This is a genomic window from Metapseudomonas cellulosilytica (genome assembly GCF_049334135.1).
Lineage (GTDB): Bacteria > Pseudomonadota > Gammaproteobacteria > Pseudomonadales > Pseudomonadaceae > Metapseudomonas.
The window spans coordinates 109,950-130,400 of the sequence record NZ_JBHZGN010000006.1; the positions used below are offsets into that span (position 1 = coordinate 109,950).

The 20,451-nt window shown below is 66.1% G+C and carries 23 protein-coding genes and 1 pseudogene; 10 read left to right on the forward strand and 14 right to left on the reverse strand.

Annotation, left to right across the window (positions count from 1 at the left end; translation table 11 throughout):
• Window positions 1-325: 325 nt before the first annotated feature.
• Window positions 326-2,506: a patatin-like phospholipase family protein gene (locus ACFW0H_RS09685; RefSeq protein WP_422913685.1), complete on the reverse strand. Its 2,181-nt coding sequence runs from the start codon at window positions 2,504-2,506 to the stop codon at window positions 326-328.
• A 72-nt stretch (window positions 2,507-2,578) separates the two neighbouring features.
• On the opposite strand from ACFW0H_RS09685, the gene ACFW0H_RS09690 reads away from it, so the two are divergent.
• Complete coding sequence (locus ACFW0H_RS09690) at window positions 2,579-2,863, forward strand: Rdx family protein (RefSeq protein ID WP_422913686.1); 285 nt, start codon at window positions 2,579-2,581, stop codon at window positions 2,861-2,863.
• Window positions 2,864-2,926: 63 nt separating this feature from the next.
• On the opposite strand, the gene ACFW0H_RS09695 is transcribed toward ACFW0H_RS09690, so the two are convergent.
• From ACFW0H_RS09695 to ACFW0H_RS09705, 3 genes are all read right to left on the reverse strand, one after another.
• On the reverse strand, window positions 2,927-3,811 hold the full coding sequence (locus tag ACFW0H_RS09695; RefSeq protein WP_422913687.1) for a DMT family transporter: 885 nt from the start codon (window positions 3,809-3,811) through the stop codon (window positions 2,927-2,929).
• A complete protein-coding gene (locus tag ACFW0H_RS09700) occupies window positions 3,808-4,143 on the reverse strand; it encodes a tRNA-binding protein (protein WP_422913688.1) in 336 nt (111 codons plus the stop codon). The genes ACFW0H_RS09695 and ACFW0H_RS09700 overlap by 4 nt, the downstream gene beginning before the upstream one ends.
• Window positions 4,144-4,225: 82 nt before the next feature.
• Window positions 4,226-4,978 (reverse strand): helix-turn-helix transcriptional regulator, encoded by a 753-nt coding sequence (locus ACFW0H_RS09705; protein WP_422913689.1) that lies wholly within the window; start codon window positions 4,976-4,978, stop codon window positions 4,226-4,228.
• Between the two features lie 135 nt (window positions 4,979-5,113).
• On the opposite strand from ACFW0H_RS09705, the gene ACFW0H_RS09710 reads away from it, so the two are divergent.
• Together ACFW0H_RS09710 and ACFW0H_RS09715 are read left to right on the forward strand one after the other, a co-directional pair.
• Window positions 5,114-5,947 (forward strand): UDP-2,3-diacylglucosamine diphosphatase, encoded by an 834-nt coding sequence (locus ACFW0H_RS09710; protein WP_422913690.1) that lies wholly within the window; start codon window positions 5,114-5,116, stop codon window positions 5,945-5,947.
• A complete protein-coding gene (locus tag ACFW0H_RS09715; RefSeq protein WP_422913691.1) occupies window positions 5,944-6,981 on the forward strand; it encodes a glycosyltransferase family 4 protein in 1,038 nt (345 codons plus the stop codon). The genes ACFW0H_RS09710 and ACFW0H_RS09715 overlap by 4 nt, the downstream gene beginning before the upstream one ends.
• Before the next feature lie 123 nt (window positions 6,982-7,104).
• On the opposite strand, the gene ACFW0H_RS09720 is transcribed toward ACFW0H_RS09715, so the two are convergent.
• A complete protein-coding gene (locus ACFW0H_RS09720; protein WP_422913692.1) occupies window positions 7,105-8,475 on the reverse strand; it encodes an adenylate/guanylate cyclase domain-containing protein in 1,371 nt (456 codons plus the stop codon).
• Between the two features lie 147 nt (window positions 8,476-8,622).
• Window positions 8,623-8,940: an Mpo1-like protein gene (locus tag ACFW0H_RS09725; protein WP_422913693.1), complete on the reverse strand. Its 318-nt coding sequence runs from the start codon at window positions 8,938-8,940 to the stop codon at window positions 8,623-8,625.
• A gap of 145 nt (window positions 8,941-9,085) precedes the next feature.
• Here ACFW0H_RS09725 and ACFW0H_RS09730 point away from each other — a divergent pair, with 145 nt between their 5' ends.
• Window positions 9,086-10,087: an AraC family transcriptional regulator gene (locus ACFW0H_RS09730; RefSeq protein WP_422913694.1), complete on the forward strand. Its 1,002-nt coding sequence runs from the start codon at window positions 9,086-9,088 to the stop codon at window positions 10,085-10,087.
• 188 nt (window positions 10,088-10,275) lie between these two features.
• Here the strand turns inward: ACFW0H_RS09730 and ACFW0H_RS09735 are convergent, their stop codons facing one another.
• Complete coding sequence (locus ACFW0H_RS09735) at window positions 10,276-11,730, reverse strand: TrkH family potassium uptake protein (protein ID WP_422913695.1); 1,455 nt, start codon at window positions 11,728-11,730, stop codon at window positions 10,276-10,278.
• Between the two features lie 82 nt (window positions 11,731-11,812).
• Here ACFW0H_RS09735 and ACFW0H_RS09740 point away from each other — a divergent pair.
• A pseudogene (locus ACFW0H_RS09740) lies at window positions 11,813-11,932 on the forward strand (YkgJ family cysteine cluster protein); the annotation flags it as partial.
• Between the two features lie 56 nt (window positions 11,933-11,988).
• The gene (locus ACFW0H_RS09745) at window positions 11,989-12,546 is read left to right on the forward strand and encodes a nitroreductase family protein (protein WP_422913696.1); all 558 of its coding nucleotides are present in this window, start codon (window positions 11,989-11,991) and stop codon (window positions 12,544-12,546) included.
• On the opposite strand, the gene ACFW0H_RS09750 is transcribed toward ACFW0H_RS09745, so the two are convergent.
• The 6 genes from ACFW0H_RS09750 to ACFW0H_RS09775 all read right to left on the reverse strand — a co-directional run bounded on the left by ACFW0H_RS09750 (window position 12,547) and on the right by ACFW0H_RS09775 (window position 16,667).
• On the reverse strand, window positions 12,547-13,899 hold the full coding sequence (locus ACFW0H_RS09750) for a sensor histidine kinase (protein WP_422913697.1): 1,353 nt from the start codon (window positions 13,897-13,899) through the stop codon (window positions 12,547-12,549).
• Window positions 13,900-13,953: 54 nt separating this feature from the next.
• The gene (locus ACFW0H_RS09755) at window positions 13,954-14,364 is read right to left on the reverse strand and encodes an LTXXQ domain protein (protein WP_422913698.1); all 411 of its coding nucleotides are present in this window, start codon (window positions 14,362-14,364) and stop codon (window positions 13,954-13,956) included.
• 258 nt (window positions 14,365-14,622) lie between these two features.
• On the reverse strand, window positions 14,623-15,300 hold the full coding sequence (locus ACFW0H_RS09760) for a response regulator transcription factor (RefSeq protein ID WP_422913869.1): 678 nt from the start codon (window positions 15,298-15,300) through the stop codon (window positions 14,623-14,625).
• 8 nt (window positions 15,301-15,308) lie between these two features.
• Window positions 15,309-15,725, reverse strand: a complete 417-nt coding sequence (locus ACFW0H_RS09765) for a hypothetical protein (RefSeq protein WP_422913699.1) — start codon at window positions 15,723-15,725, stop codon at window positions 15,309-15,311.
• Window positions 15,726-15,768: 43 nt separating this feature from the next.
• The gene (locus ACFW0H_RS09770; RefSeq protein ID WP_422913700.1) at window positions 15,769-16,068 is read right to left on the reverse strand and encodes a YciI family protein; all 300 of its coding nucleotides are present in this window, start codon (window positions 16,066-16,068) and stop codon (window positions 15,769-15,771) included.
• Window positions 16,069-16,076: 8 nt separating this feature from the next.
• On the reverse strand, window positions 16,077-16,667 hold the full coding sequence (locus tag ACFW0H_RS09775) for a septation protein A (protein ID WP_422913701.1): 591 nt from the start codon (window positions 16,665-16,667) through the stop codon (window positions 16,077-16,079).
• A gap of 66 nt (window positions 16,668-16,733) precedes the next feature.
• Here ACFW0H_RS09775 and ACFW0H_RS09780 point away from each other — a divergent pair, with 66 nt between their 5' ends.
• Both ACFW0H_RS09780 and ACFW0H_RS09785 read left to right on the forward strand, forming a co-directional pair.
• On the forward strand, window positions 16,734-17,600 hold the full coding sequence (locus tag ACFW0H_RS09780) for a PHP domain-containing protein (RefSeq protein ID WP_422913702.1): 867 nt from the start codon (window positions 16,734-16,736) through the stop codon (window positions 17,598-17,600).
• A gap of 13 nt (window positions 17,601-17,613) precedes the next feature.
• Window positions 17,614-18,243, forward strand: a complete 630-nt coding sequence (locus tag ACFW0H_RS09785) for an L-threonylcarbamoyladenylate synthase (protein WP_422913703.1) — start codon at window positions 17,614-17,616, stop codon at window positions 18,241-18,243.
• 9 nt (window positions 18,244-18,252) lie between these two features.
• On the opposite strand, the gene ACFW0H_RS09790 is transcribed toward ACFW0H_RS09785, so the two are convergent.
• Window positions 18,253-18,609 carry a PA2779 family protein gene (locus ACFW0H_RS09790; RefSeq protein WP_422913704.1) on the reverse strand — a complete coding sequence of 119 codons (357 nt, stop codon included), beginning with the start codon at window positions 18,607-18,609 and terminating at the stop codon, window positions 18,253-18,255.
• Between the two features lie 156 nt (window positions 18,610-18,765).
• Between ACFW0H_RS09790 and ACFW0H_RS09795 the strand changes: the two genes are divergently transcribed.
• A complete protein-coding gene (locus tag ACFW0H_RS09795) occupies window positions 18,766-19,593 on the forward strand; it encodes a segregation and condensation protein A (RefSeq protein ID WP_459077295.1) in 828 nt (275 codons plus the stop codon).
• A complete protein-coding gene (scpB, locus tag ACFW0H_RS09800; protein WP_422913705.1) occupies window positions 19,594-20,382 on the forward strand; it encodes an SMC-Scp complex subunit ScpB in 789 nt (262 codons plus the stop codon).
• Window positions 20,383-20,451 lie beyond the last annotated feature (69 nt).

The window sequence follows — 20,451 nt, forward strand, 5'->3', positions numbered from 1 at the left end:
ACTGAAACGTCATTTGGTTATTCCGGAACCACGGCAGTCGTAGGGTGGACCACGCTTCATCGGTCCACCATTCGAGGTCCGGTCGGGCGCCGCTGGTGGATGAAAAGAGCGTCATCCACCCTACGGCAGGACTGTGTCCTGCATTCGCGAATGAATTCGCTCCTACTCTACAAAATTCGTAGGGTGGACCACGCTTCACCGGTCCACCATTCGGGGGCCGGTTGGGGCATCGATGGTGGATGAAAAGAGCGTCATCCACCCTACGGCAGGACTGCGTCCTGCATTCGCGAATGAATTCGCTCCTACAAGGGCAGGCCCCATGCGGTCAGAACACCCTGCCGAGGTTGAGGTAGAGCGCCCGTTCCGCTTCGTCGTTGAGGCCGTAGCTGAAGTCCAGGGGGCCCAGGGGTGTGTCGAAGCTGATGAAGATGCTCGCTGCATTGATGTAGCCGCTGTCGAAACTGTTGTCGTTGTTCCAGGCGCGGCCGCGCTCGAGGCTGCCGCCGAGGTACACCGGGAAATCCAGCGGCAGAAAGGAGCGGCGCGTCAGCCGACGGTAGTAGATCCCTCGCGCCAGGCTGATGTTCTGTCCGCTGAGGGCGTCCTGGCGGAAGCCCGAGAGCTGCCGCGCGCCGCCCAGCAGGAAGCTGGAGGTGATCACGTCGGCCTGGTCCAGGGTGCGCCCGTAGCGGCCGCCGAGGACGAAGGTGTCCGGGCCTGAGCCCAGCGCCTTGTCCAGGCTGAGCTGCCACTGTCGATAGCGGTCGTCCGAACCCAGGCTCGGGTCGTACTGGCGGAAGGTCAGGCCGACGTCCTCGCCCTCGTGGGGGAAGTCCACGTTGTCCAGGGTGTCGAAGGAGTACTTCAGCTCGTAGTAGCCTTCGGTGAACTCGAAGCTGGGCAGGTCGCGCTCACCCACCCGTACATCGGCCTGGCCCCAGGCCTGGCCGACGCCGAAGCGGATCTCGCCGTTGTTGGCGATCTGCCGGCCGAGGTTGAGGCCGTAGCCGTAGCGTTCCAGGCGATATTCGGCGATGGGGTCGTTGTCTTCGATGGCCTCGACGTTCTGCGCCTCGCCGAACAGGTAGGGGGCGACGAAGTAGCGCGAGCCGGCATCCAGCGGCTGGTAGAACTCGCTGTAGAGCTCCTGGTGGTCGCCCAGCTGCAGGCGCGTCAGCCATTCGGCACCCAGTTCGTTGATGCCGTTCTTGCGGTAGCTGGCACCCAGATTGAAGGCACTGTCGCCGCGCATGTCGTCGGAGAGGTTGAGCCCCAGGCGCAGGTAGTCGGTGCCGGCACGCTTGCCACGGGCGTTGATCACCAGGGCGTTGCCGTCCTTGCGTTTGACCAGCCGGTACTGCACCTGCTCGAAGTAATCCAGGCCGTAGAGCGTGCTCATGTCGCTCTGCAGGCGTTCCAGGTCCAGCCGTTCGCCAAGGGGCTGGCGGATGTAGCGGCGGATCACCGCGTCGCTGATCTTCGAGTCGTTCTCGATCAGGATGCTGCGGATCACCGGTGTGCGTTCGTTGGGTAGCCGCGCGCTGTCCAGGGCCAGGTCGTGGTCGGTGGCCTGCGGGCGAAGTTCGGCCAGGCGGCCGGCGAGGATCCGGGTGGCGCGGTAGCCGGCCTCGATCATGTCGCGGGAGCGGCCGAAGTCGGTGGCGCTGTAACCGGCCAATGGCGGCTGGATCAGCACGTCCGTGGGCTCCAGGGTGGCCAGTTGGGCTTCGGAGTTGGTGCGCGTCATCAGGGTGACGGACTGGTTGAGCACGTCCACCACTGTGGCCAGTTCCTTGCGCGAGCGCAGCGGTGTGCCGATGTCCACCACTATCACGCGGTCGACACCCATCTCCCGGGCCACGTCCACCGGGATGTTGTCCACCATGCCGCCGTCCACCAGCAGTTTGCCGTTCACCTCGACGGGGGCGAACACGGCGGGAATGGACATGCTGGCGCGGATCGCCTGGGGCAGGTGGCCGCGGCGGAACACCACCTTTTCACCGGTGGCGATATCGGTGGCGACGGCGCGGAAGGGGATGGCCAGCTTGTCGAAGTCGCGGGTATCGCTGGTGTGCACCAGCAGGCTTTCCAGCAACAGGGCGAGGTTCTGGCCCTGGATCACCCCGAGCGGCAGGCCGAGGCTGCCGTCATCGCGAAAGCTCAGGCGCTGCTTGACCAGGAAATCCCGGTCGTCCTGCTTGCGGCGGAAGGGGACTTCCTGCCGCGGCGGGTCGTCGGACAGGGCCTGTTGCCAGTCCAGGCGGGTGGCCAGCTTTTCCAGTTCGTCCACCTGGTAGCCCGCGGCGTAGAGCCCGCCGATCACCGCGCCCATGCTGGTGCCGGCGATGGCGTCGACCTTGATGCCCTGTTCCTCCAGAGCCTTGAGCACGCCGATATGGGCCAGCCCGCGGGCGGCGCCGCCGGACAGCACCAGGCCGATGCGCGGTTCGGGCTGGGCGAGGCAGAGCAGGGGGAGGAACAGCAGGCAAAGCAGCAGGCGGCGCATAACACATCCCTGGTCAGGCGGAAGGCGGAAGGCGGCTATTATAGGGCGCCCGATCCTGTCGCCGAGCTGACCATGCCCACGCCCAAGCCCGAAATTGTCATCACCTATTGCACCCAATGCCAGTGGCTGCTGCGCGCCGCCTGGCTGGCCCAGGAACTGCTCAGTACCTTCAGCGACGACCTCGGCCGGGTGAGCCTGGAGCCGGGTACTGGCGGGGTGTTCCGCATCACCTGCGACGGCGTGCAGATCTGGGAACGCAAGGCCGATGGCGGTTTCCCCGAGGCCAAGGTGCTGAAGCAGCGGGTGCGCGACCAGATCGACCCGGCGCGGGACCTGGGCCACAACGACCGTTCCTGATACCCATCAGCCGTCAGGGGCCGCTGTGCGGCCCTTGGCGAATGAATTCGCCCCTACAAGGAATCACGGCGTCGCTGGCGCCGCCTTGGTCTCGGCCGACGCACCTTTGCGCGCCGACAGGGCGATGGCAAAGATGATCAGCGCGCCGCCGGCCAGCATGCGCAGGCCGGGTTGTTCGTCGAACAGCCACCAGGCGAAGGCGATGCCGTAGACCGGTTCCAGGGCGAAGATCACCGCCGTGGTACGCGCCTTCAGCACCTTCAGGCTGGCGACGAACAGGCTGTGGGCAAGACCCGTGCAGAACACCCCGAGCAGGGCGATCCACAGCCAGTCCATGGCCTTCACCCCAGCCAGCAGCGGCCAGCAGAAGGGCGCCAGCAGGAGAACGATGGTGAGGTTCTGGCAAAGCGCGGCCTTCACCGGGTCCAGGCCCTTGACGCTGACGCGGTTGAGCAGCGACAGCAGGGAGAACAGCAGCCCCGAGAGAATCGCCGAGAGCAACCCCTGGGTAGCCTGGCTGGCGAACTCGAAACTGGGCGTGACCAGCACCAGGCCCAGGCTCACCAGGGCAACGATGAGGATTTCCTGGGTGCGGATGCGTTCGCGGAACAGCAGCCCTTCCAGCAACAGGGTGAAGGCCGGGAAGCTGGCGAAGCCGAGGGTGGCGATGGCCACGCCGCCCACCTGCACCGCGTGGAAAAAGGTGATCCAGTGGGTGCCCAGCAGCACGCCGCCGAGGGCCAGCATGGCCAGCTGGCGCAGGCTCGGATTGGCGCTGCGGGTCCGGGTGATGAGCTGGGCGAAGAGCGCCAGGGCGATCACCGCGAACAGGCCGCGGCCAACGGTGATGACCATGGGCGCGGTATCGGCGAGCTTGCCGAAGATCCCGGACAGCCCGAACAGCAGGGCGCCCAGGTGGATGGCCAGCAGCGCGTGGCGTTCCTTCATGCCAGGCGCGCCCCGTTGGGCAGCGGCTTGTCGAAGCTGGCCAGCACCACCTTGTTGTCATCGTCATGCACGCCGGTGACCAGGATTTCCGAGCGGACGCCGGCAATGCGCTTGGGCGCGAAGTTGCAGACGCAGAGCACCTGGCGTCCGACCAGTTCTTCTGCCTCGTAGTGAGCGGTGACCTGGGCGCTGGACGTCTTCACCCCGAGCTCGCCCAGGTCCACTTCCAGCACGTAGGCCGGCTTGATCGCCTTGGCATTGGGGGCGGCGGACAGGATGGTGCCGACGCGCAATTCGACGCGCTGGAAGTCATCCCATTCGATGGTGGACATGGCGTTCTCCCTGAAAATGATCGAGCCAGTCTAGTGGCCTCGGGAGGACTTGTCTGTCGCCAGGCTCGTGGGATTTGTCGCGTTACTCGCGGACGTTGCGCAAGGCGCGCGGAGTGACGCCGAACTCGCGGGAAAGGGCGGCGGTGAAGGCGCTCTGGGAGCTGTAACCGACCTTTGCGGCGATCTCGCCCACCGCCAGGCGGCTTTCCAGCAGCAACTGGCGGCCCAGATGCAGGCGCCGGGAGCGCACGTAGTCCATGGGCGTCTGCCCGGTCTCGGCGAGGAAACGCGCATGGAAGCGCGCTACCGACAGACCGCAGAGGCGCGCCAGATCGGCCACCTGCAGGGGGTGGGCGGCGTGCTGGTCGATATGGGCCTCCAGGGCCGCCAGGGGCAGGGCGCTGCTTTCTTCCACCTGGACGCCCGGCGCGGCCAGGCTGGCCAGGAGCAGGCCGGCAGATTGACCGGAAATCACTTCGTCGGCCAGGGGGCTGGCGGCGATCCAGCTGACCAGCTGGCTCTGCGCCGGATTCAGGTTCAAAGCGCCGGGGCGTTCCAGCAGGCGCCGGCCGGCGTCGAAGTGCCGGCCCAGGGTGCTGCGCAGCCAGTCATCGTCGGGCACGTCCACCACCAGGCACAGGCTGCCGCCGGGGCTGCCGCAGGCATGCCGGGCTTCGGGCGGCACCACCGCCAGGGTCTGGCGTTCGACCCGCGCGCCATGGCCATCCACTTCGAAGTCCAGGCTGCCGTTCAGGCCGAACACCAATTGGGCGTGGCTGTGGCTGTGGACCAGCAGATCGTGGTTGTACTGGCGCAGGGACAGGATCGAATGCATGGCGGTCACCTCGAAACAGGCGGCCAGTTTACCGCCAGTCGTCGCGGATGCGCTGTCATCGGTCTGCAATTTCGCCGTCATTCGCACTTCACCGCCTGGGCCCACCATCGGCGAAACCCCGCCGGAGGTCGCCACATGAGCAGCGTCGAACGCCTGGAACCCGTCAGCAAGACCAAGCCCCGCAAGCAGCGCGTGCGCACCCTGTGGATATCTGACGTCCACCTCGGCACCCGCGACTGCCAGGCCGAGCACCTGGCGCGGTTCCTCAAGCAGTACCACGCCGACCGCATCTACCTGGTGGGCGACATCATCGACGGCTGGAAGCTCAGAGGCGGCATTTACTGGCCCCAGGCGCACACCAACGTGATCCGCCGCCTGCTGACCATGAGCAAGCGCGGCACCGAGGTGATCTATGTCACCGGCAACCACGACGAATTCCTGCGCCGCTACTCGGCCTTGATGCTGGGCAACATCCAGCTGGTGGACGAGGCGGTACACGAGACCGCTGACGGCCGCCGCATGCTGGTGATCCACGGCGACCAGTTCGATGTGATCACCCGCTACCACAAGTGGCTGGCCTTTCTCGGCGACTCCGCCTACGAATTCACCCTGACCCTCAATCGCTGGCTCAATCACTGGCGCGAGCGCTGGGGTTACGGTTACTGGTCGTTGTCGGCCTACCTCAAGCACAAGGTGAAGAGCGCGGTGAACTTCATCAGCGACTTCGAGGAAGCCATCGCCCACGAGTGCGTCAAGCGCGGCCTGGACGGCGTGGTCTGCGGTCACATCCACCACGCGGAAATCCGCAAGGTGGGCGAGGTGGACTACCTCAATTGCGGCGACTGGGTGGAGTCCTGCACGGCGCTGATCGAGCACTGGGACGGCAGCATCGAACTCTATCGCCTGGCCGACGCCCAGGCGCGGGAACTGGAGGCCCGCGCGGTGGAGCTGGCCGAGCCGGCGGCATGAGGATTCTGATCGTCAGCGACGCCTGGCTGCCCCAGGTGAACGGAGTGGTCACCAGCCTGCAACACCTGGTGGCCGAACTCGAGGCTCTCGGTCATCAGGTGTTGCTGTTGTCGCCCCAGGCATTCCGCTGCCGGCCTTGCCCGAGCTATCCGGAAATCCCCCTGGCCTGGGACCTCTGGCGGATGGGACCGATGATCGAAGCCTTCCAGCCCGACTGCGTGCACCTGGCCACCGAGGGTCCGCTGGGCTGGGCGGCCAGGCGCTGGCTGGTCAGGCGCGGCCTGGTTTTTTCCAGCGCCATCCACACCCGCTTTCCCGAATACGTGCACGGACGCTGGCCCTGGATACCCCTTGCCTGGGGCTACGCCTACCTGCGGCTGTTCCATTGGCCCAGCCGGGCGGTGCTGGTGACCACCGAGCGGATGCGCGAGACCTTCGCCAGCCGCGGCCTGGTCTGGCTGAACCTGTGGCGCAAGGGTGTGGACACGAAAGTGTTCCGCCCCCTGGCGCTGCCCAGGCCGGAGCAACCGGTGTTCCTCTGCGTCGGCCGCCTGGCTCCCGAGAAGAACCTGGAGGCCTTCCTCAAGCTGGAGTTGCCGGGGGAGAAATGGGTGGTGGGCGACGGTCCGCTGCGTGGCGAGCTGGAAGCGTGCTATCCCGAAGCGCGTTTCTTCGGCTATCGCCAGGGCGAGGATCTGGCGCGTTTCTACGCCAGCGCCAGCGTGCTGGTCTTCCCCTCGCTGACCGATACCTATGGCCTGGTGATGCTCGAGGCCCTGGCCTGCGGCACGCCGGTGGCGGCTTTCCCCGTGACGGGGCCGCTGGATGTGCTGGAGCCTGGCGTCACCGGATGCCTGGACGAGGACCTGCAGCGCGCCTGCCTGGCGGCCCTGGAACTGGATCGCGAAGGCTGTGCCGAGCGGGCGGGGCGGTTGTCCTGGCGGGCTTCGGCGCTGGAGTTCCTGGCGCGGCAGCCGTTGCTGGATGGCGAGCCGTGCCTTGAACCGTCCATGAGGGCGATCCCTGAGCTGTAGGGGCGAATTCATTCGCCAAGGGCAGCGCAGCTGCCCCCTTTCAACCTCGATAGGCAGCCCTTCGGCCTGCTTGGCGAATGAATTCGCCCCTACAAGTGAGGTTGCAACCCTGGCAGTCGGGGTTCAGGGAATGATCTTGTCCTTCAGCTTTTCCGCCGCCTGCTGCAGGGCCTGGATGACCTTGGCCTTGTCGTAGGTCTCGATGCTGTTGGTATCCAGGTACATGGAAAAGCCCGGCAGTTCGTGCTCGACGTAGCTGGAGGCGGCGCCCAGGTCGCGGCGGAAATCCACCACCTGGTAGATCTGCACCGGGCGGGTGAAGCCCTTGACGTTTATCTGGCCCTTGTCGCGGCACATGATCACGTCCTTCACCAGCGAGTAGGTCTCGTGGGAAATAAGGATTTCGCCGGTTTCGGAGGCGTTTTCCAGGCGGCTGGCCAGGTTCACCTCGCGGCCGATGATGGTGTAGTCCATGCGCGTGTCGGCGCCGAAGTTGCCCACGGTGCAGTAGCCGGTGTTGATGCCCATGCGGATTTCCAGGGGCTTGGTGATGCCCTGGGCGCGCCACTGCTGGCGCAGGACCTTCATGTGCTTGCGCATGGCCACCGCCATGGACACGGCTGCCACGGCGTCCTTCTTGGCACCCTGGGTGGCGGGGTCGCCGAAGAACACCATGACGGCGTCGCCGACGAACTTGTCGATGGTGCCACCGTACTTGAGGGCGATCTTCGACATGTCGTTGAGGTAGTTGTTGAGCAGGTCGGTCAGTTGCTCGGCTTCCAGTTCCTCGGACAGTTCGGTGAAGCCCTTGATGTCGGAGAAGAACACGCTGAGCTTCTTGCGCTGGGTTTCCAGACGCACGCTCTTCTTGCCGCTGAAGATCATTTCCCAGACCTGGGGCGACAGGTATTTGGCGAGGTTGCGCGCCAGCCGCGCGGCCTTTTCCTGTTCGCGCTTGATCTCGCTGCGGGCCTGGGCCAGGCGCAGGCCCTGCTGGTGGACGAAGAAGGCGATGATGCAGATGTAGAGGCTGGTGAAGAGCACGCTGATCAGCGCCACCAGCGCCGGGGTACCGCCCTTGAACTCAGGCTGCAGCAGGACGCCGACGGCGCCCATGCTGGCCAGCGTGCCGGACAGCACCAGGGCCGTCTGGCGCAGGCCGCCGAGGATCATGGCGCTGAAGCCGAGGGTGAGCAGGATCATCAGCGCGGGTACCACGGAGAAACCCAGCAGGGCCACTGTGGCGCCGGAGTGGAAGGTGTCGACCGCGAGCAGGATGCGATCGGTGCGCTCGCCCGGGAAACGCAGGCCGATGTGATGGGCCAGGTGCGGGTAGAGCAGGGCGTAAGGCACCATCCAGAGGATGTCGACGCTGAAATGCTGGGCGTAAGTGCCGGCGGCGATGCTCGCGGCGATGGCCATGTAGGCCAGGACCCGGGAGTAGTACTCGCGCAGGACGGGCGTCGCGGAGGAAGTGTCGAGCAAGGGCTTCATGGCTGGGCTCTGTCCCTGATGCTTTCTTGACGCCGGGCTGGGGCGTTCGGGGAACGCTGCAAGTCCTGGGCCACGGCATTGGCAGGAGCGGGATCATAACCAAGCCCGGCACCTGCGGCCAGAGGGCCGGCGGTCCGGGCTGCCGGGTCAGAAGCGGATACGGCCGGTCAGGGCGTCCTTGAGCATCACCCAGTCGCCCATGAAACTGTAGAACGGATACTTGAAGGTGGCCGGCTTGTTTTTCTCGAAAACGAAGTGGCCGACCCAGGCGAAGCCGTAGCCGGCCAACGGCAGGGCCAGCAGCCAGAGCCACTGCTGGGTGGCCAGGGCGTAACCAAGGATGCCCAGCACCAGCAGGCTGCCCACGTAGTGGAGGCGGCGGCAGGTGTCGTTGCTGTGTTCCTGCAGGTAGTACGGGTAGAACTCGGCGAAGCTTTGGAAGCGGTTGGCGGACTCGGCGGGCATGGCGGCGGCTCCAGGTTCTTGTTGTCTGCTGAGTGTAGGGCCGGTGCTTGCGCGAGCCAGTGACAATGAGCGCCACTTTAGTATCCTTGCCGGCACGCCGCCGGCCTGCCGGCGGCTGCCTTGAACCTCAGAACAAGAAGGCGCCATGAGCGAACGCACGACATCTTCGAGCTGGGCCCTGGGGATCGTCCAGGCCCTGGAAATGGGCGGAGTGGACTGCCGCAACCTGTTTCCCGAACTCGGTCTCGATTACCAGGCACTGAATGATCCCGACGCCCGCTTCCCCCAGGACGGCATGACGCGCCTGTGGCTGCGCGCCGTGGAGCTGTCCGGCAACCCCGCGATCGGCCTGAACATGGCCAAGGTGGTGCGCCCGGCTTCGTTTCACGTGGTGGGCTATGCGCTGATGTCCAGCCGTAGCCTCAAGGAAGGCTTCGCTCGCCTGGTGCGCTACCAGCGGATCATCGCCGAAGGCGCCGATCTCAGCTTCTGCGCCACCCCCGAAGGCTACGAACTGCGCCTTTCGATCCATGGTGATCGGCTACCGCCGGCGCGACAGAGTGCGGAGGCGTCCATGGCCTACTGCCTGGCCTTCTGCCGCTGGATGACCGGACGGCCGATCAATCCACTGGAGATCCGCTTCCAGGGGCCGCAGCCGAGCGACCTCGACCCTTATCGCCAGGTGTTCCAGGCGCCGCTGCGTTTCCATGCCGAGCATTGCGCGCTGCTGTTCAGCCGCGCCGACATGGAGACGCCACTGCCCACGGCCAACGAATCCCTGGCCCAGTTGCATGATCGTTTCGCCGGTGACTACCTGGTGCGCTTCTCCGGCACCCGGGTCACTCACCAGGTGCGCCAGGTGCTCTGCCGCCTGCTGCCCCAGGGCGAGCCCAAGCGCGAGGTGGTGGCCAGCTCCATGCACCTGTCCCAGCGCACCCTGCAGCGACGCCTGCAGGAAGAGGGGGTGAGCTTCCAGCAACTGCTCGACGACACCCGCCGTGAGCTGGCCGAGCAGTACCTGGCGCAAGCCAACCTGACCCTGCTGGAAATCGCCTACCTGCTGGGTTTTGCCGATCCGAGCAATTTCTTCCGCGCCTTCCGCCGCTGGTTCGACAGCACGCCCGGGGAATACCGCGCGCGGCTGTAGGAGCGAATTCATTCGCGATTTCGGGGGGCGTAGGTTGGCGCCGAGGAACGAGGCCCAACGTTGCGCGGCTTGGGCTCGCTGCGTTGCGCTTCGCCAGCAGCCCATCCGGCGGAAGTTGCAGGGCAGGCCTTCGGCCTGCTTCGCGATTGAAATCGCCCCCACAGTGGATCGTGCCGAGGCTCCCTGCCTCAATGCCGCCAGAAGTAAGGCGTCATCAGCACCAGCACGGTGAGGATTTCCAGGCGGCCCAGCAGCATGCCGAGGGTCAGCAGCCACTTGGCGCTGTCCGGCAGGGTGGAGAAGTTGCCCGCCGGGCCGATGATCTCGCCCAGGCCAGGACCGACGCCGGATACCGTGGCGGCCGCACCGGTGAGGGCGGTGATCCAGTCCAGCCCCAGCAGGGACAGGCCCAGGGCGATGGCGCAGATGATGATGGTGAAGAAGAAGGAGAAGGTCAGGATCGAGCGGACGATATCGTCGTCCAGGCGATGGCCGTTGTAGATCTGCTTGATCACCGCGCGCGGGTGCACCAGTTGCTTGAGGTTGGCCATGAGCAGGATGTAGGCCACCTGGAAGCGGAAGATCTTGATGCCGCCGGCGGTGGAGCCGGAACAGCCGCCGACGAAGCCCAGGTAGAAGAACAGCATCAGCGAGAAGTTGCCCCACAGGCTGTAGTCGCCGAGGGCGAAGCCGGTGGTGGTGAGCACCGAGGTGGTGTTCACCGCCACGTGGCGCAGGGCATCCAGCCAGTGCAGCTGGGTGGTCAGCCAGTACCAGGTGCCGAGCACCAGCCAGATGACCAGCAGCAGGGCGAGGAAGCCTTGCACCTGCTCATCCTTGAACAGCGCCATGCGGTGGCCGCGCAGCACCGACACATAGAGCATGAAGGGCAGGCTGCCGAGGATCATCACCACCACCGCCACCCAGTGCACCGCCGGCTGTTCCCATTTGGCCAGGGACTGGTCGGAGGTGGAGAAGCCGCCGGTGGAAATGGCGGACATGGCGTGGTTGACCGCGTCGAACAGGCCCATGCCGGCGGCCCAGAAGGCCAGGCTGCCGAGCAGGGTGAAGCCGATATAAACCGCGACAATGTACTTGGCCACCATGTGCGAGCGCGGCATGACCTTTTCCGAGCGGTCGGAGGACTCGGTCTGGAACAGGCGCATGCCACCGATGCGCAGCAATGGCAGGATCGCCACCGCCATGCCGATGAAGCCGATGCCGCCCAGCCAGTGCAGCAGCGAGCGCCAGATCAGGATGCCCGGCGACATGCTGTCCAGCCCGCTCAGCACCGTGGCGCCGGTGGCGGTGATACCGGACATGCTTTCGAAGTAGGCATCGGTGTAGCTGATGTGCTGGGTCAGGAGAAAGGGCAGGGCGGCGAAGATGCCGACGACTATCCAGCTCGACACCGTCAGCAGGTACATGTCGCGGGGACGCAGGTGCACCTGCTCCGGACGCCCGGGAATCACCAGCGCCAGGCCGGCGACGAAGGTGATCAGGCTCGACCAGATAAAGGAATTGATGTCGCCGGTGCGGTCATAGAACACCAGGGTCAAGACGGGAATGGCCATGCTGACCGCGAGGGTGATCAGGAAGATGCCGATGAGGAAGCCGATAATGCGGAGGGTCGGCAGGGCCATGGGTTCTTTTTCTGGTTGATGGGCGAAAGGCGCAATTCTAACCGCGCCCCGCGCCCTGTAAACCCGGCGTGGAAATGGCGGCTGCCGCGAGTTCGAGGCATCCCGGGAGAATGGCGAGCACAATGCCCACTGCGACACCGCCCGCGTCGCCTATGGCCTGCCGCCACTGAGACCCCATCTGGTACCAGACCGGGTCGCGTGAGACTGAGTCGCGTTATCGGGCTAGAATGCCGGCTTTCTGTTTTCTGGAGGTAGCCGATGGAGGCTCTCGACGCTCTGCTCAACCGCGTATCCCTGGCCCGCCTGCAGGAGCCGGCGCCGAATGCCGCCCAGCGCGAACTGCTGTTCCGGGCCGCCCTGCGTGCACCGGACCATGGCTACCTGCGCCCCTGGCGTTTCCTCACCATCGAAGGCGAGGCCCGCGAGAAGCTTGGCGAGCTCTTCGTTTCCGCCGTGCTGGCCAAGGACCCGCAGGCCCCCGAGGCAGCCATCAGCAAGGCGCGCAACATGCCGCTGCGGGCGCCGCTGATGGTGGTGGTGATCGCTACCCTGCAGGCCGGGCACAAAGTGCCGGAGGTCGAGCAACTCCTCTCCGCCGGCTGCGCCGCCCATGGCATCCTGCTGGCCGCCCACGCCCAGGGCCTGGGGGCCATGTGGCGTACCGGCGAGCTGGCTTACGACCGCACCGTGGCCGCCGGCCTGGGGCTCGGCGAGCAGGAGCGGGTCGTCGGCTTCCTCTACCTGGGCAGTGTCGAGGGTGACCGCCGCGCCGCGCCGGAGCTGGCTCCGGCGGACTTCGTCCAGGCCTGGGGCTGATCAGGCGTTTACCGGCAGCGGCAGTTCCAGGGTGGCGATGAAGCCGCCCTCGGCATGATTGCCCAGGCGCAGGCTGCCGCTGTGGCGCTCCACGGCCCGGCGTGCGATGGCCAGACCCAGGCCGTGGCCGGCGCCGGACTGATTGGGCGCGCGGAAGAAGGGCTCGCCCAGTTGCGCCAGGTGTTCGGCGGCAACGCCCGGGCCGTGGTCGCGGACCGTGATCTCCAGACCGCTCGCTTGTTCCTTCACCGTCACCTCCACCGGCTGCCCCTGTGGATTGAACCGCAGGGCATTGCGCAGCAGGTTGTCCAGCGCCCGCTCCAGCATGTCGGGCCAGCCTTCGAGCTGTGGATCGCCTGCGCAGTCGATGCGGATCTCCTGGTCCGGCGCCAGCAACCGCGCATCTTCCCGCAGCTTTTCCAGTAACGGCCGCAGCGCGATGACGTGGCGCGCGCCGGGTTCGGCGTCCAGGCGGGCGAGGGCGAGGATTTCGCTGATCAGGGCTTCCAGCCGGTCGCACTCCCGGTCCAAACGTGGCCAGAGGGCCTCGCGCTGCTGGGGTTCGGCCCGTTCCGCCAAGGCCAGGGCGATGCGCAGGCGCGCCAATGGCGAGCGCAATTCGTGGGAAACGTCACGCAGCAACTGGCGCTGGCTGCCGATCAGGCCCTGCAGGCGCTGGCCCATGCGGTTGAAGTCGCCGGCCAGCACGCCCAGTTCGTCGCGCCGACGCGCCAGGCGGGCCAGGCTGTCCTGCTGGTAGGTGGTCTGGCCGAGGTCATGCACCGCGCTGCGCAGGCGATTGAGCGGGCGGGTGATCGAGAGGGTCAGGGCCAGGCTGAACAGGGTCATCACCACCAGGGCGATGCCCAGGGCGCTGACCGGCCAGAGCAGGCTGTCGCGGTGCCAGGCGTCCAGCTCGGGGTAAGGGATACGGTAGATCAGCAGGTAGGACTCGCCGCTGGACGGGCTGGTGTATTCCTCGGTGAGGCGTCGCCAGGGCAGGCGTCGCGGATTCTTCTGGCGCGCCTCGAAGGCGGCGGCGCGGTGCGGGAAGGTGCCTTCCACCACCAGTTGACCGGTGTCGTTGAGGATCTGCACGTCGATTCGCGCGCGATGGCGGAAGTGTTCCAGGTAGCGCTGGGTGTCGTCCGCGCCCTGGTCCTCGTAGCGCTGCACCAGGCGTTCGGCCAGCCCCTGCAGGGACGGGTGGTGGCTGAGGATCCAGGCGTCCTGGTTCAGGGCGCGGCCGAGCAGGATGGAAAGGCCGGCCACCAGGGCCAGGGCCAGCCAGAGGGTGGCCAGGATTCGCCAGAAAAGTGAGCGCAAGTGGAGCTCCCGAACGACAAAGCCCATCAGGCCGGTTGACCTGATGGGCGGGACTGGGGTTTGCGGACAAGCCGCACGGATTTACTCGGCCTTCTTGGCTTTCTCGGCCTTCCAGGCTTCGAATTCGGCGCGTTCCGCGCGGCGTTCTTCCATCTGCTTCTGCATCTCGTCGAAGGTCTTCTGCTGCTCCGGCTTGAGCTGGGCACGGATGGCTTCGCGGTTCTTGGTCTCGGCAGCCTTGAGCTCGTCCTGCATGGCTTTCTGCTCGGCGGCCGGCAGCTTGTCCAGGTAGCGCTGGGTGATCTCGTGGCGGGCTTTCATCTGTTCGCGCATCAACTTGCCGATTTCGTGGCGCTGCTCCTGGGTGAGGTCCAGCTCCCGGAACATGTGGCCGCCGAAACCATGCTCATGGCGCGGGCCGCCTTCCGGCATGGCCATGGCCAGGGTCGGCAGGGTAGCGGCGAGCAGCAGGGCGATGAGGGTCTTGCGCATGGTGTTTCTCCTAGTCTCGATTCCGGCCGGTTGCCGGATGTGCCCAGTCTAGGGAGGGCAAGGTCAAGTGCGGTCAGTCCTGGGTAAAGCCTGGGTAAATACAGAACCTGTTCACGATCTTGCGAGCTAGAGCCATGCAAGGCGAAAACAGGCGAGGAAGCGGACTGGGCTCGCATGCGAGTTTACAGTTGTAAATGAGCATTCCGAGCCTGTTTTCAACGCCGCAGGGCCGACGCGCAGCTGATCGTGGGCAGGTTCTCAGGCGCTGTAGTAGTAGCCGCGACTCCGCAGCGCCAGGATGCGCGGACGGCCGTCGGCATGCGGGCCGAGCTTCTTGCGCAGGTTGCTGACATGCATGTCCAGGCTGCGGTCGTAGAGGGTCAGCTTGCGGCCCAGGGCCAGCTGCGCCAGTTGCTGCTTGTCCAGGGGCTCGCCGGGTTGGCGCAGCAGCGCTTCGAGCAGACGGCCCTCGGACAGGGTCAGGCTGATCTCGTGGCTGCCGATGGTGACGATGCCGCGCACCGGGCTGTAGCAGAGGTCGCCCAGTTCCAGCTGGCTGGAGGGCTGCGGTGGCTGGGTGCGGCGCAGCACCGCGCGCAGCCTCGCGGTGAGCTCGCGGGGGTCGCAGGGTTTGGCGAGGTAGTCGTCGGCACCCAGTTCCAGGCCGAGAATCCGGTCCAGCGGTTCGCCGCGGGCGGAAAGCATGACGACCGGCAACTCCGGATGGTCGGTGCGCAGCTGCTTGAGCAATTCCAGGCCGCTGCCATCGGGCAGCATCACGTCCAGCACGACCGCTGCCGGCGCGTGCTCGGCCAGGGCGGTCCGTGCCGACTGGCCGTCATGGCAGGCGCGGACGCTGAAGCCTTCCTGGCTGAGCCAGCTGATCAGGAGTTCGCAGAGTTCCTGGTCGTCGTCGATTAGCAGCAGTTCGCTCATGGTGCGGTTCAGTTGATCCATTGACGGCGCTGGCGGCGCCCGCCGCGGGCGATCAGGCCGGTTACCAGGGAGAGCAGGGCGACACCCGCGCCGACCGCGAACCAGGTCTGTTGTTCGCTGAGCAGGCGCGGAGCCTGCAAGGCCCGGACCTCTTCCAGTTGCAGCTTGAGGCGCTGGTTTTCCTGGCGCAGGCGGGCGAGCTGGGCATTGTCCGGCGCGCCGCTTGCGGCTTCGAGTCTTGAACTCAGCTCGTTGCGCTGGCGTTCGCTTTCAGCCAACTGGCGCTGCAGCTGGGCGACCAGGGCATTGCCCGGTGCGGCGGCAACTGCCGCGCCGCTAGTCGACAGTTGTCGGGGTTCTTCAGCCTGGGCCAGGCTGCAGAGCAGCGCGGCGGTAAACAGCATGGGCAATTGACCAGCGTGCATAGGACCTCCGATTTCCTGGCTTGGGTGGCTGAAGATCGTCAGGTCAGGGCAGTACCTTCTTGAACGGCTTGACCACCACCTCGGCGTAGACGCCGGCGGCGCGATAGGGGTCGGCATCGGCCCAGGCCCTGGCCGCTTCGAGGGATTCGAACTCGGCGACGATCAGGCTGCCGGTGAAGCCGGCGCTGCCCGGGTCGTTGCTGTCCACCGCCGGGTGCGGGCCGGCCAGCACGAGGCGGCCTTCGGCCTTGAGCTGCTCCAGGCGAGCGAGGTGCGCGGGGCGGGCGGCGAGGCGGTTTTCCAGGGAACCGGCCACGTCGGTGGCGATGATGGCGTAGAGCATGGGAGTCCTTACTGTTGGGGCTTTTCGGTTTCGCCGTCGTGGATGTGACGAGCCAGATAGACGCCCTGGCCGACCAGGAAGAGCACGGTCATGCCGAGGCTGCCGAAGACTTTGAAGTCCACCCAGAACTCGTGGAAGGTGAAGGCCACGAAGAGGTTGGCGAAGCCGCAGACCAGGAAGAAGGCGATCCAGGCGAGGTTCAGGCGCACCCAGATCGGCTGCGGAAGGTTCAGCGCATGGCCCATCACCCGCTGGATCAGGGGCCTGTCGCCGATGAAGTGGCTGCCGGCGAACGCCAGCGCGAACAGCCAGTTCACCACGGGCGCCTTCCACTTGAGGAAAGTTTCGCTGTGGAAGGCCAGGGTCATTCCGCCGAACACCAGGCAGGCCACCAGGGTCAGCCACTGGCCTTTTTCCAGGCGGCGCTGGTGCAGGAAGATCGCCCCATAGACGATCACCGAGCTGATGATCAGAACCGCGGTGGCGCTGAAAATACCGCCTAGCATATAGGTATGCCCGGCCAGCTCGACGGCGCGCGGATCCAGTTTGTAGACGATGAAGAAGAGAATGAGCGGGATGAAGTCGATGAATTGTTTCACGGCGGCAGCCAGAAGCGGGATGTGGCGGCATAATAACAAACCATTCCCCTAGCGAAAGCGAACCCCATGCAGATCGACCTGCATTGCCACAGTACGGCCTCCGACGGCGCCCTTGCCCCCGCCGCCCTGGTTGCGCGCGCCTTCGAGCGCGGCGTCCGCGTGCTGGCGCTGACCGACCACGACACCCTGGAAGGCCTGGATGAGGCCCGCGAGGCGGCCAATGCACTGGATATGCAGCTGATCAACGGTATCGAGCTGTCCTGCACCTGGGGCGGCGCCACCATCCACGTACTGGGTTATGCCTTCGCCACCGATGCCCCGGTCCTGCAGCAGGCCATCGCCGACCTGCGTCGCGGCCGCTGGGCGCGGGCCGAGGAAATCGACCGGCGCCTGGCCGCCAAGGGCATGCCCGGCGCCCTGGAAGGCGCGAGGGCGGTGCAGCAGGAGCTGGGCGACAGCGGCAACGCACCCGCGCGGCCGCATTTTGCCGAGTTCCTGGTAAGGGGCGGTTTCGTCAGCGATCGCGCCGAGGCGTTTCGCAAGTGGCTCGGGGCCGGCAAGCTGGGGGACGTCAAGCAACATTGGCCGACCCTCGCCGAGGCGGTGGGCACCCTGCGCTCCGCCGGAGCCTGGATCAGCCTGGCGCACCCCTGGCAGTACAACTTCACAGGGGCCAAGCGGCGCAAGCTGGTGGCGGATTTCATCCAGGCGGGCGGCCATGCGCTGGAAGTGGTGAACGGTCTGCAGCCGGCCGACCAGGTGGGAAATCTGGCCGTCCTGGCGCGAGAGTTCGGCATGCTGGTCAGTGCCGGTAGTGATTTCCATGCACCCTGTGAGTGGTCGGAGCTGGGCATGTACCGACCCTTGCCGGATGACCTGCCGCCGATCTGGGGGCGCTTCCGCCATGCACACAGCCCTACTGCTGCCCTCTGAACAGGGAGATGTCGTGAGTCAATTTTTCCAGGTACACCCGGAAAATCCACAGGCGCGCCTGATCAAGCAGGCCGTGGAAATCATCAAGGCGGGCGGGGTGATCGTCTATCCCACCGATTCGTCCTACGCCCTGGGCTGCCTGATCGGCGACAAGGGCGCCGTGGACCGTATCCGCCGCCTGCGCCGGCTGGACGACAAGCACAATTTCACCCTGGTGTGCCGGGATCTTTCAGAGATCGGGGTCTTCGCCAAGGTAGATACCGCCGCCTTCCGACTGATCAAGGCGCACACGCCGGGACCTTACACCTTCATCCTCAGCGCCACCCGCGAAGTGCCGCGCATGCTGATGCATCCGAAGCGGCGCACCATCGGCATGCGCGTGCCGGACCACCCCATCGCCCTGGCGCTGCTGGAGCAACTCGGTGCACCGCTGATGAGTACGAGCCTGATCCTCCCCGGCGAGAGCCTGCCCATGAGCGATCCCTACGAGATGCGGCAGATCCTCGAACACCAGGTGGACCTGATCATCGATGGCGGCCACGGTGGCATGGAGGCTTCCACCGTGATCAACCTGGCCGATGGCGAGCCCGAGGTGGTGCGCGTGGGTTGCGGTGATCCGCAACCCTTCCTCGGCGAAGAGTGACGTCGCCGTTCACAGGACGATCGCAAGCAGGATGATCACCAGCAGGATGATGATGAAATCGGTGGTACCGATATTGCCGCCGGCGGGAGTCGCATCCAGCTTCTGCGCCAGCTGTGCCGCTTCCTCGTTGGTCAGGGCCTGGACCCTGGCCCGGGCCGTGGCGGCATCCACGCCCATGGCGCGCATCTGGTCCTGAACCTCGGACTTGCTGAGAAACGCATCGATCCTGGCGTGATCGTTCGGCTGCTGTTGGGCCGAAACCGCCTCGCTGGTACCGATCATGCCCGCTTCTGCCGTGGTTGCCGGCACGAGGGTTAGGCAGAGGAACATCAGGACGGCACTGAACATCAGGGAAAAGAGTTTCATCGAAACCTCCATGGGCTTTTCTGCTCCAGACCTGACCAGGGGTGCTGCGTCTTGCTTTTTTAGTCTGGCACATGGTGCTAATTTGCCCGCTTTCCCGCCGACCGGTACCGCTGGTCGGCCATTTACCAGGCAGCGGTGGAGCTGCGAGAGACGTTGATGCACGAGACACCGCCCCATGAGGTCGAGGACAGCCAGGCAGGCGCCCAGCAGGAGCTGCCCTTCGCCCTGGTCTATGGCCAGGCGGTCACCGAGCTGCCACAGGACCTCTATATCCCGCCGGACGCCCTGGAAGTCTTCCTCGAAGCCTTCGAAGGCCCCCTCGACCTGCTGCTCTACCTGATCCGCAAGCAGAACATCGACATCCTCGACATCCCGGTGGCGGCCATCACCCACCAGTACATGGCCTATGTCGAGCTGATGAAGTCGGTGCGCCTGGAGCTGGCCGCCGAGTACCTGGTGATGGCTGCCATGCTGGCCGAGATCAAGTCGCGCATGCTGCTGCCGCGCTCCAGCGAGGTGGAGGAAGAGGAAGAAGACCCGCGCGCCGAGCTGATCCGCCGCCTCCAGGAGTACGAGCGCTTCAAGCAGGCGGCGGAAGGCATCGACCAGCTGCCGCGGGTCGGTCGCGACCTCACGGTGCCCCGCCTGGACGCCCCGGAGGCGCGGGCGCGCAAGCTGCTGCCGGATGTCGCCCTGGAAGAACTGCTGCTGTCCATGGCCGAGGTGCTGCGCCGCGCCGACATGTTCGAGAGCCACCAGGTCACCCGCGAGGCGCTGTCCACCCGCGAGCGCATGAGCGAAGTGCTGGAGAGGCTCAAGGGCGGCGCGTTCGTGCCCTTCGTCGCCCTGTTCACGGCGGAGGAGGGGCGCCTGGGCGTGGTCGTCACCTTCATGGCGGTGCTGGAGCTGATCAAGGAACAGTTGGTGGAACTGGTGCAGAATGAGCCCTTCGCCCCCATTCATGTACGCGCCCGGGCCGAGTAGATGAACCTCAACGATCCCAACGAACTCGCCTCGCTGCTGGAGGCCTTTCTCCTCGCTTCCGGCAAACCCCTGTCGCTGGAGCGCCTGGCCGAGCTCTTCGAGGAAGCCGAGCGCCCGGAGCTGTCGGTGATCCGCTCGGCATTGGCGATCCTGGCGCGCAGCTGCGAAGGCCGTGCCTTCGAGTTGCGCGAAGTGGCGTCTGGCTACCGCCTGCAGGTCCGCGAGCGTTTTTCTCCCTGGGTCGGCCGGCTCTGGGAAGAGCGCCCGCAGCGCTACTCCCGCGCCATGCTGGAAACCCTCGCCCTGGTGGCCTACCGCCAGCCCATCACCCGCGGCGAGATCGAGGACATCCGTGGCGTCGCGGTGAACAGCCAGATCGTCAAGACCCTGCTGGAGCGGGAGTGGATTCGCGTGGTCGGCTACCGCGATGTGCCCGGCAAGCCGGCGATGTTCGCCACCACCCGCGCCTTCCTCGACCACTTCAATCTGAAGAGCCTGGAAGAACTGCCGCCGCTCGCCGCCCTGCGCGAGCTGGAACCCGAGCCGGTGCTGGCCCTGGAAGACGGCGAGGCCCCGGTGCCCGAGGCGCTGCAGGCCCGCGCCGATGCCGAGCAGCCGGACGAGCCGCGGGAAGAAACCAGCTTCCGCAGCCTGCTGGCCGAACTGGACAGCATGGAAGAGGGCCTGAAGACCGACTTCGACGACCTGCTCCTCGCCTCGGTGGACGAGCCGGAAGCCGTGGCCACCGAAGGCGGGGACGAGCCGCTGCCCGACGAAAGCGTCCATTGATGATCACCGCCCGGCGGCGAGGCTGGCGCGGCGGCGGGGCTCAACTAGCCTGAGTGCCACCGGCCGCGT

Coding starts and splice junctions, on each gene's coding strand:
- ACFW0H_RS09685 (WP_422913685.1), bottom strand. CDS start 2,506: ATGCGCCGCCTGCTGCTTTGCCTGCTGTTCCTCCCCCTGCTCTGCCTC.
- ACFW0H_RS09690 (WP_422913686.1), top strand. CDS start 2,579: ATGCCCACGCCCAAGCCCGAAATTGTCATCACCTATTGCACCCAATGC.
- ACFW0H_RS09695 (WP_422913687.1), bottom strand. CDS start 3,811: ATGAAGGAACGCCACGCGCTGCTGGCCATCCACCTGGGCGCCCTGCTG.
- ACFW0H_RS09700 (WP_422913688.1), bottom strand. CDS start 4,143: ATGTCCACCATCGAATGGGATGACTTCCAGCGCGTCGAATTGCGCGTC.
- ACFW0H_RS09705 (WP_422913689.1), bottom strand. CDS start 4,978: ATGCATTCGATCCTGTCCCTGCGCCAGTACAACCACGATCTGCTGGTC.
- ACFW0H_RS09710 (WP_422913690.1), top strand. CDS start 5,114: ATGAGCAGCGTCGAACGCCTGGAACCCGTCAGCAAGACCAAGCCCCGC.
- ACFW0H_RS09715 (WP_422913691.1), top strand. CDS start 5,944: ATGAGGATTCTGATCGTCAGCGACGCCTGGCTGCCCCAGGTGAACGGA.
- ACFW0H_RS09720 (WP_422913692.1), bottom strand. CDS start 8,475: ATGAAGCCCTTGCTCGACACTTCCTCCGCGACGCCCGTCCTGCGCGAG.
- ACFW0H_RS09725 (WP_422913693.1), bottom strand. CDS start 8,940: ATGCCCGCCGAGTCCGCCAACCGCTTCCAAAGCTTCGCCGAGTTCTAC.
- ACFW0H_RS09730 (WP_422913694.1), top strand. CDS start 9,086: ATGAGCGAACGCACGACATCTTCGAGCTGGGCCCTGGGGATCGTCCAG.
- ACFW0H_RS09735 (WP_422913695.1), bottom strand. CDS start 11,730: ATGGCCCTGCCGACCCTCCGCATTATCGGCTTCCTCATCGGCATCTTC.
- ACFW0H_RS09745 (WP_422913696.1), top strand. CDS start 11,989: ATGGAGGCTCTCGACGCTCTGCTCAACCGCGTATCCCTGGCCCGCCTG.
- ACFW0H_RS09750 (WP_422913697.1), bottom strand. CDS start 13,899: ATGGGCTTTGTCGTTCGGGAGCTCCACTTGCGCTCACTTTTCTGGCGA.
- ACFW0H_RS09755 (WP_422913698.1), bottom strand. CDS start 14,364: ATGCGCAAGACCCTCATCGCCCTGCTGCTCGCCGCTACCCTGCCGACC.
- ACFW0H_RS09760 (WP_422913869.1), bottom strand. CDS start 15,300: ATGAGCGAACTGCTGCTAATCGACGACGACCAGGAACTCTGCGAACTC.
- ACFW0H_RS09765 (WP_422913699.1), bottom strand. CDS start 15,725: ATGCACGCTGGTCAATTGCCCATGCTGTTTACCGCCGCGCTGCTCTGC.
- ACFW0H_RS09770 (WP_422913700.1), bottom strand. CDS start 16,068: ATGCTCTACGCCATCATCGCCACCGACGTGGCCGGTTCCCTGGAAAAC.
- ACFW0H_RS09780 (WP_422913702.1), top strand. CDS start 16,734: ATGCAGATCGACCTGCATTGCCACAGTACGGCCTCCGACGGCGCCCTT.
- ACFW0H_RS09790 (WP_422913704.1), bottom strand. CDS start 18,609: ATGAAACTCTTTTCCCTGATGTTCAGTGCCGTCCTGATGTTCCTCTGC.
- ACFW0H_RS09795 (WP_459077295.1), top strand. CDS start 18,766: ATGCACGAGACACCGCCCCATGAGGTCGAGGACAGCCAGGCAGGCGCC.
- scpB (WP_422913705.1), top strand. CDS start 19,594: ATGAACCTCAACGATCCCAACGAACTCGCCTCGCTGCTGGAGGCCTTT.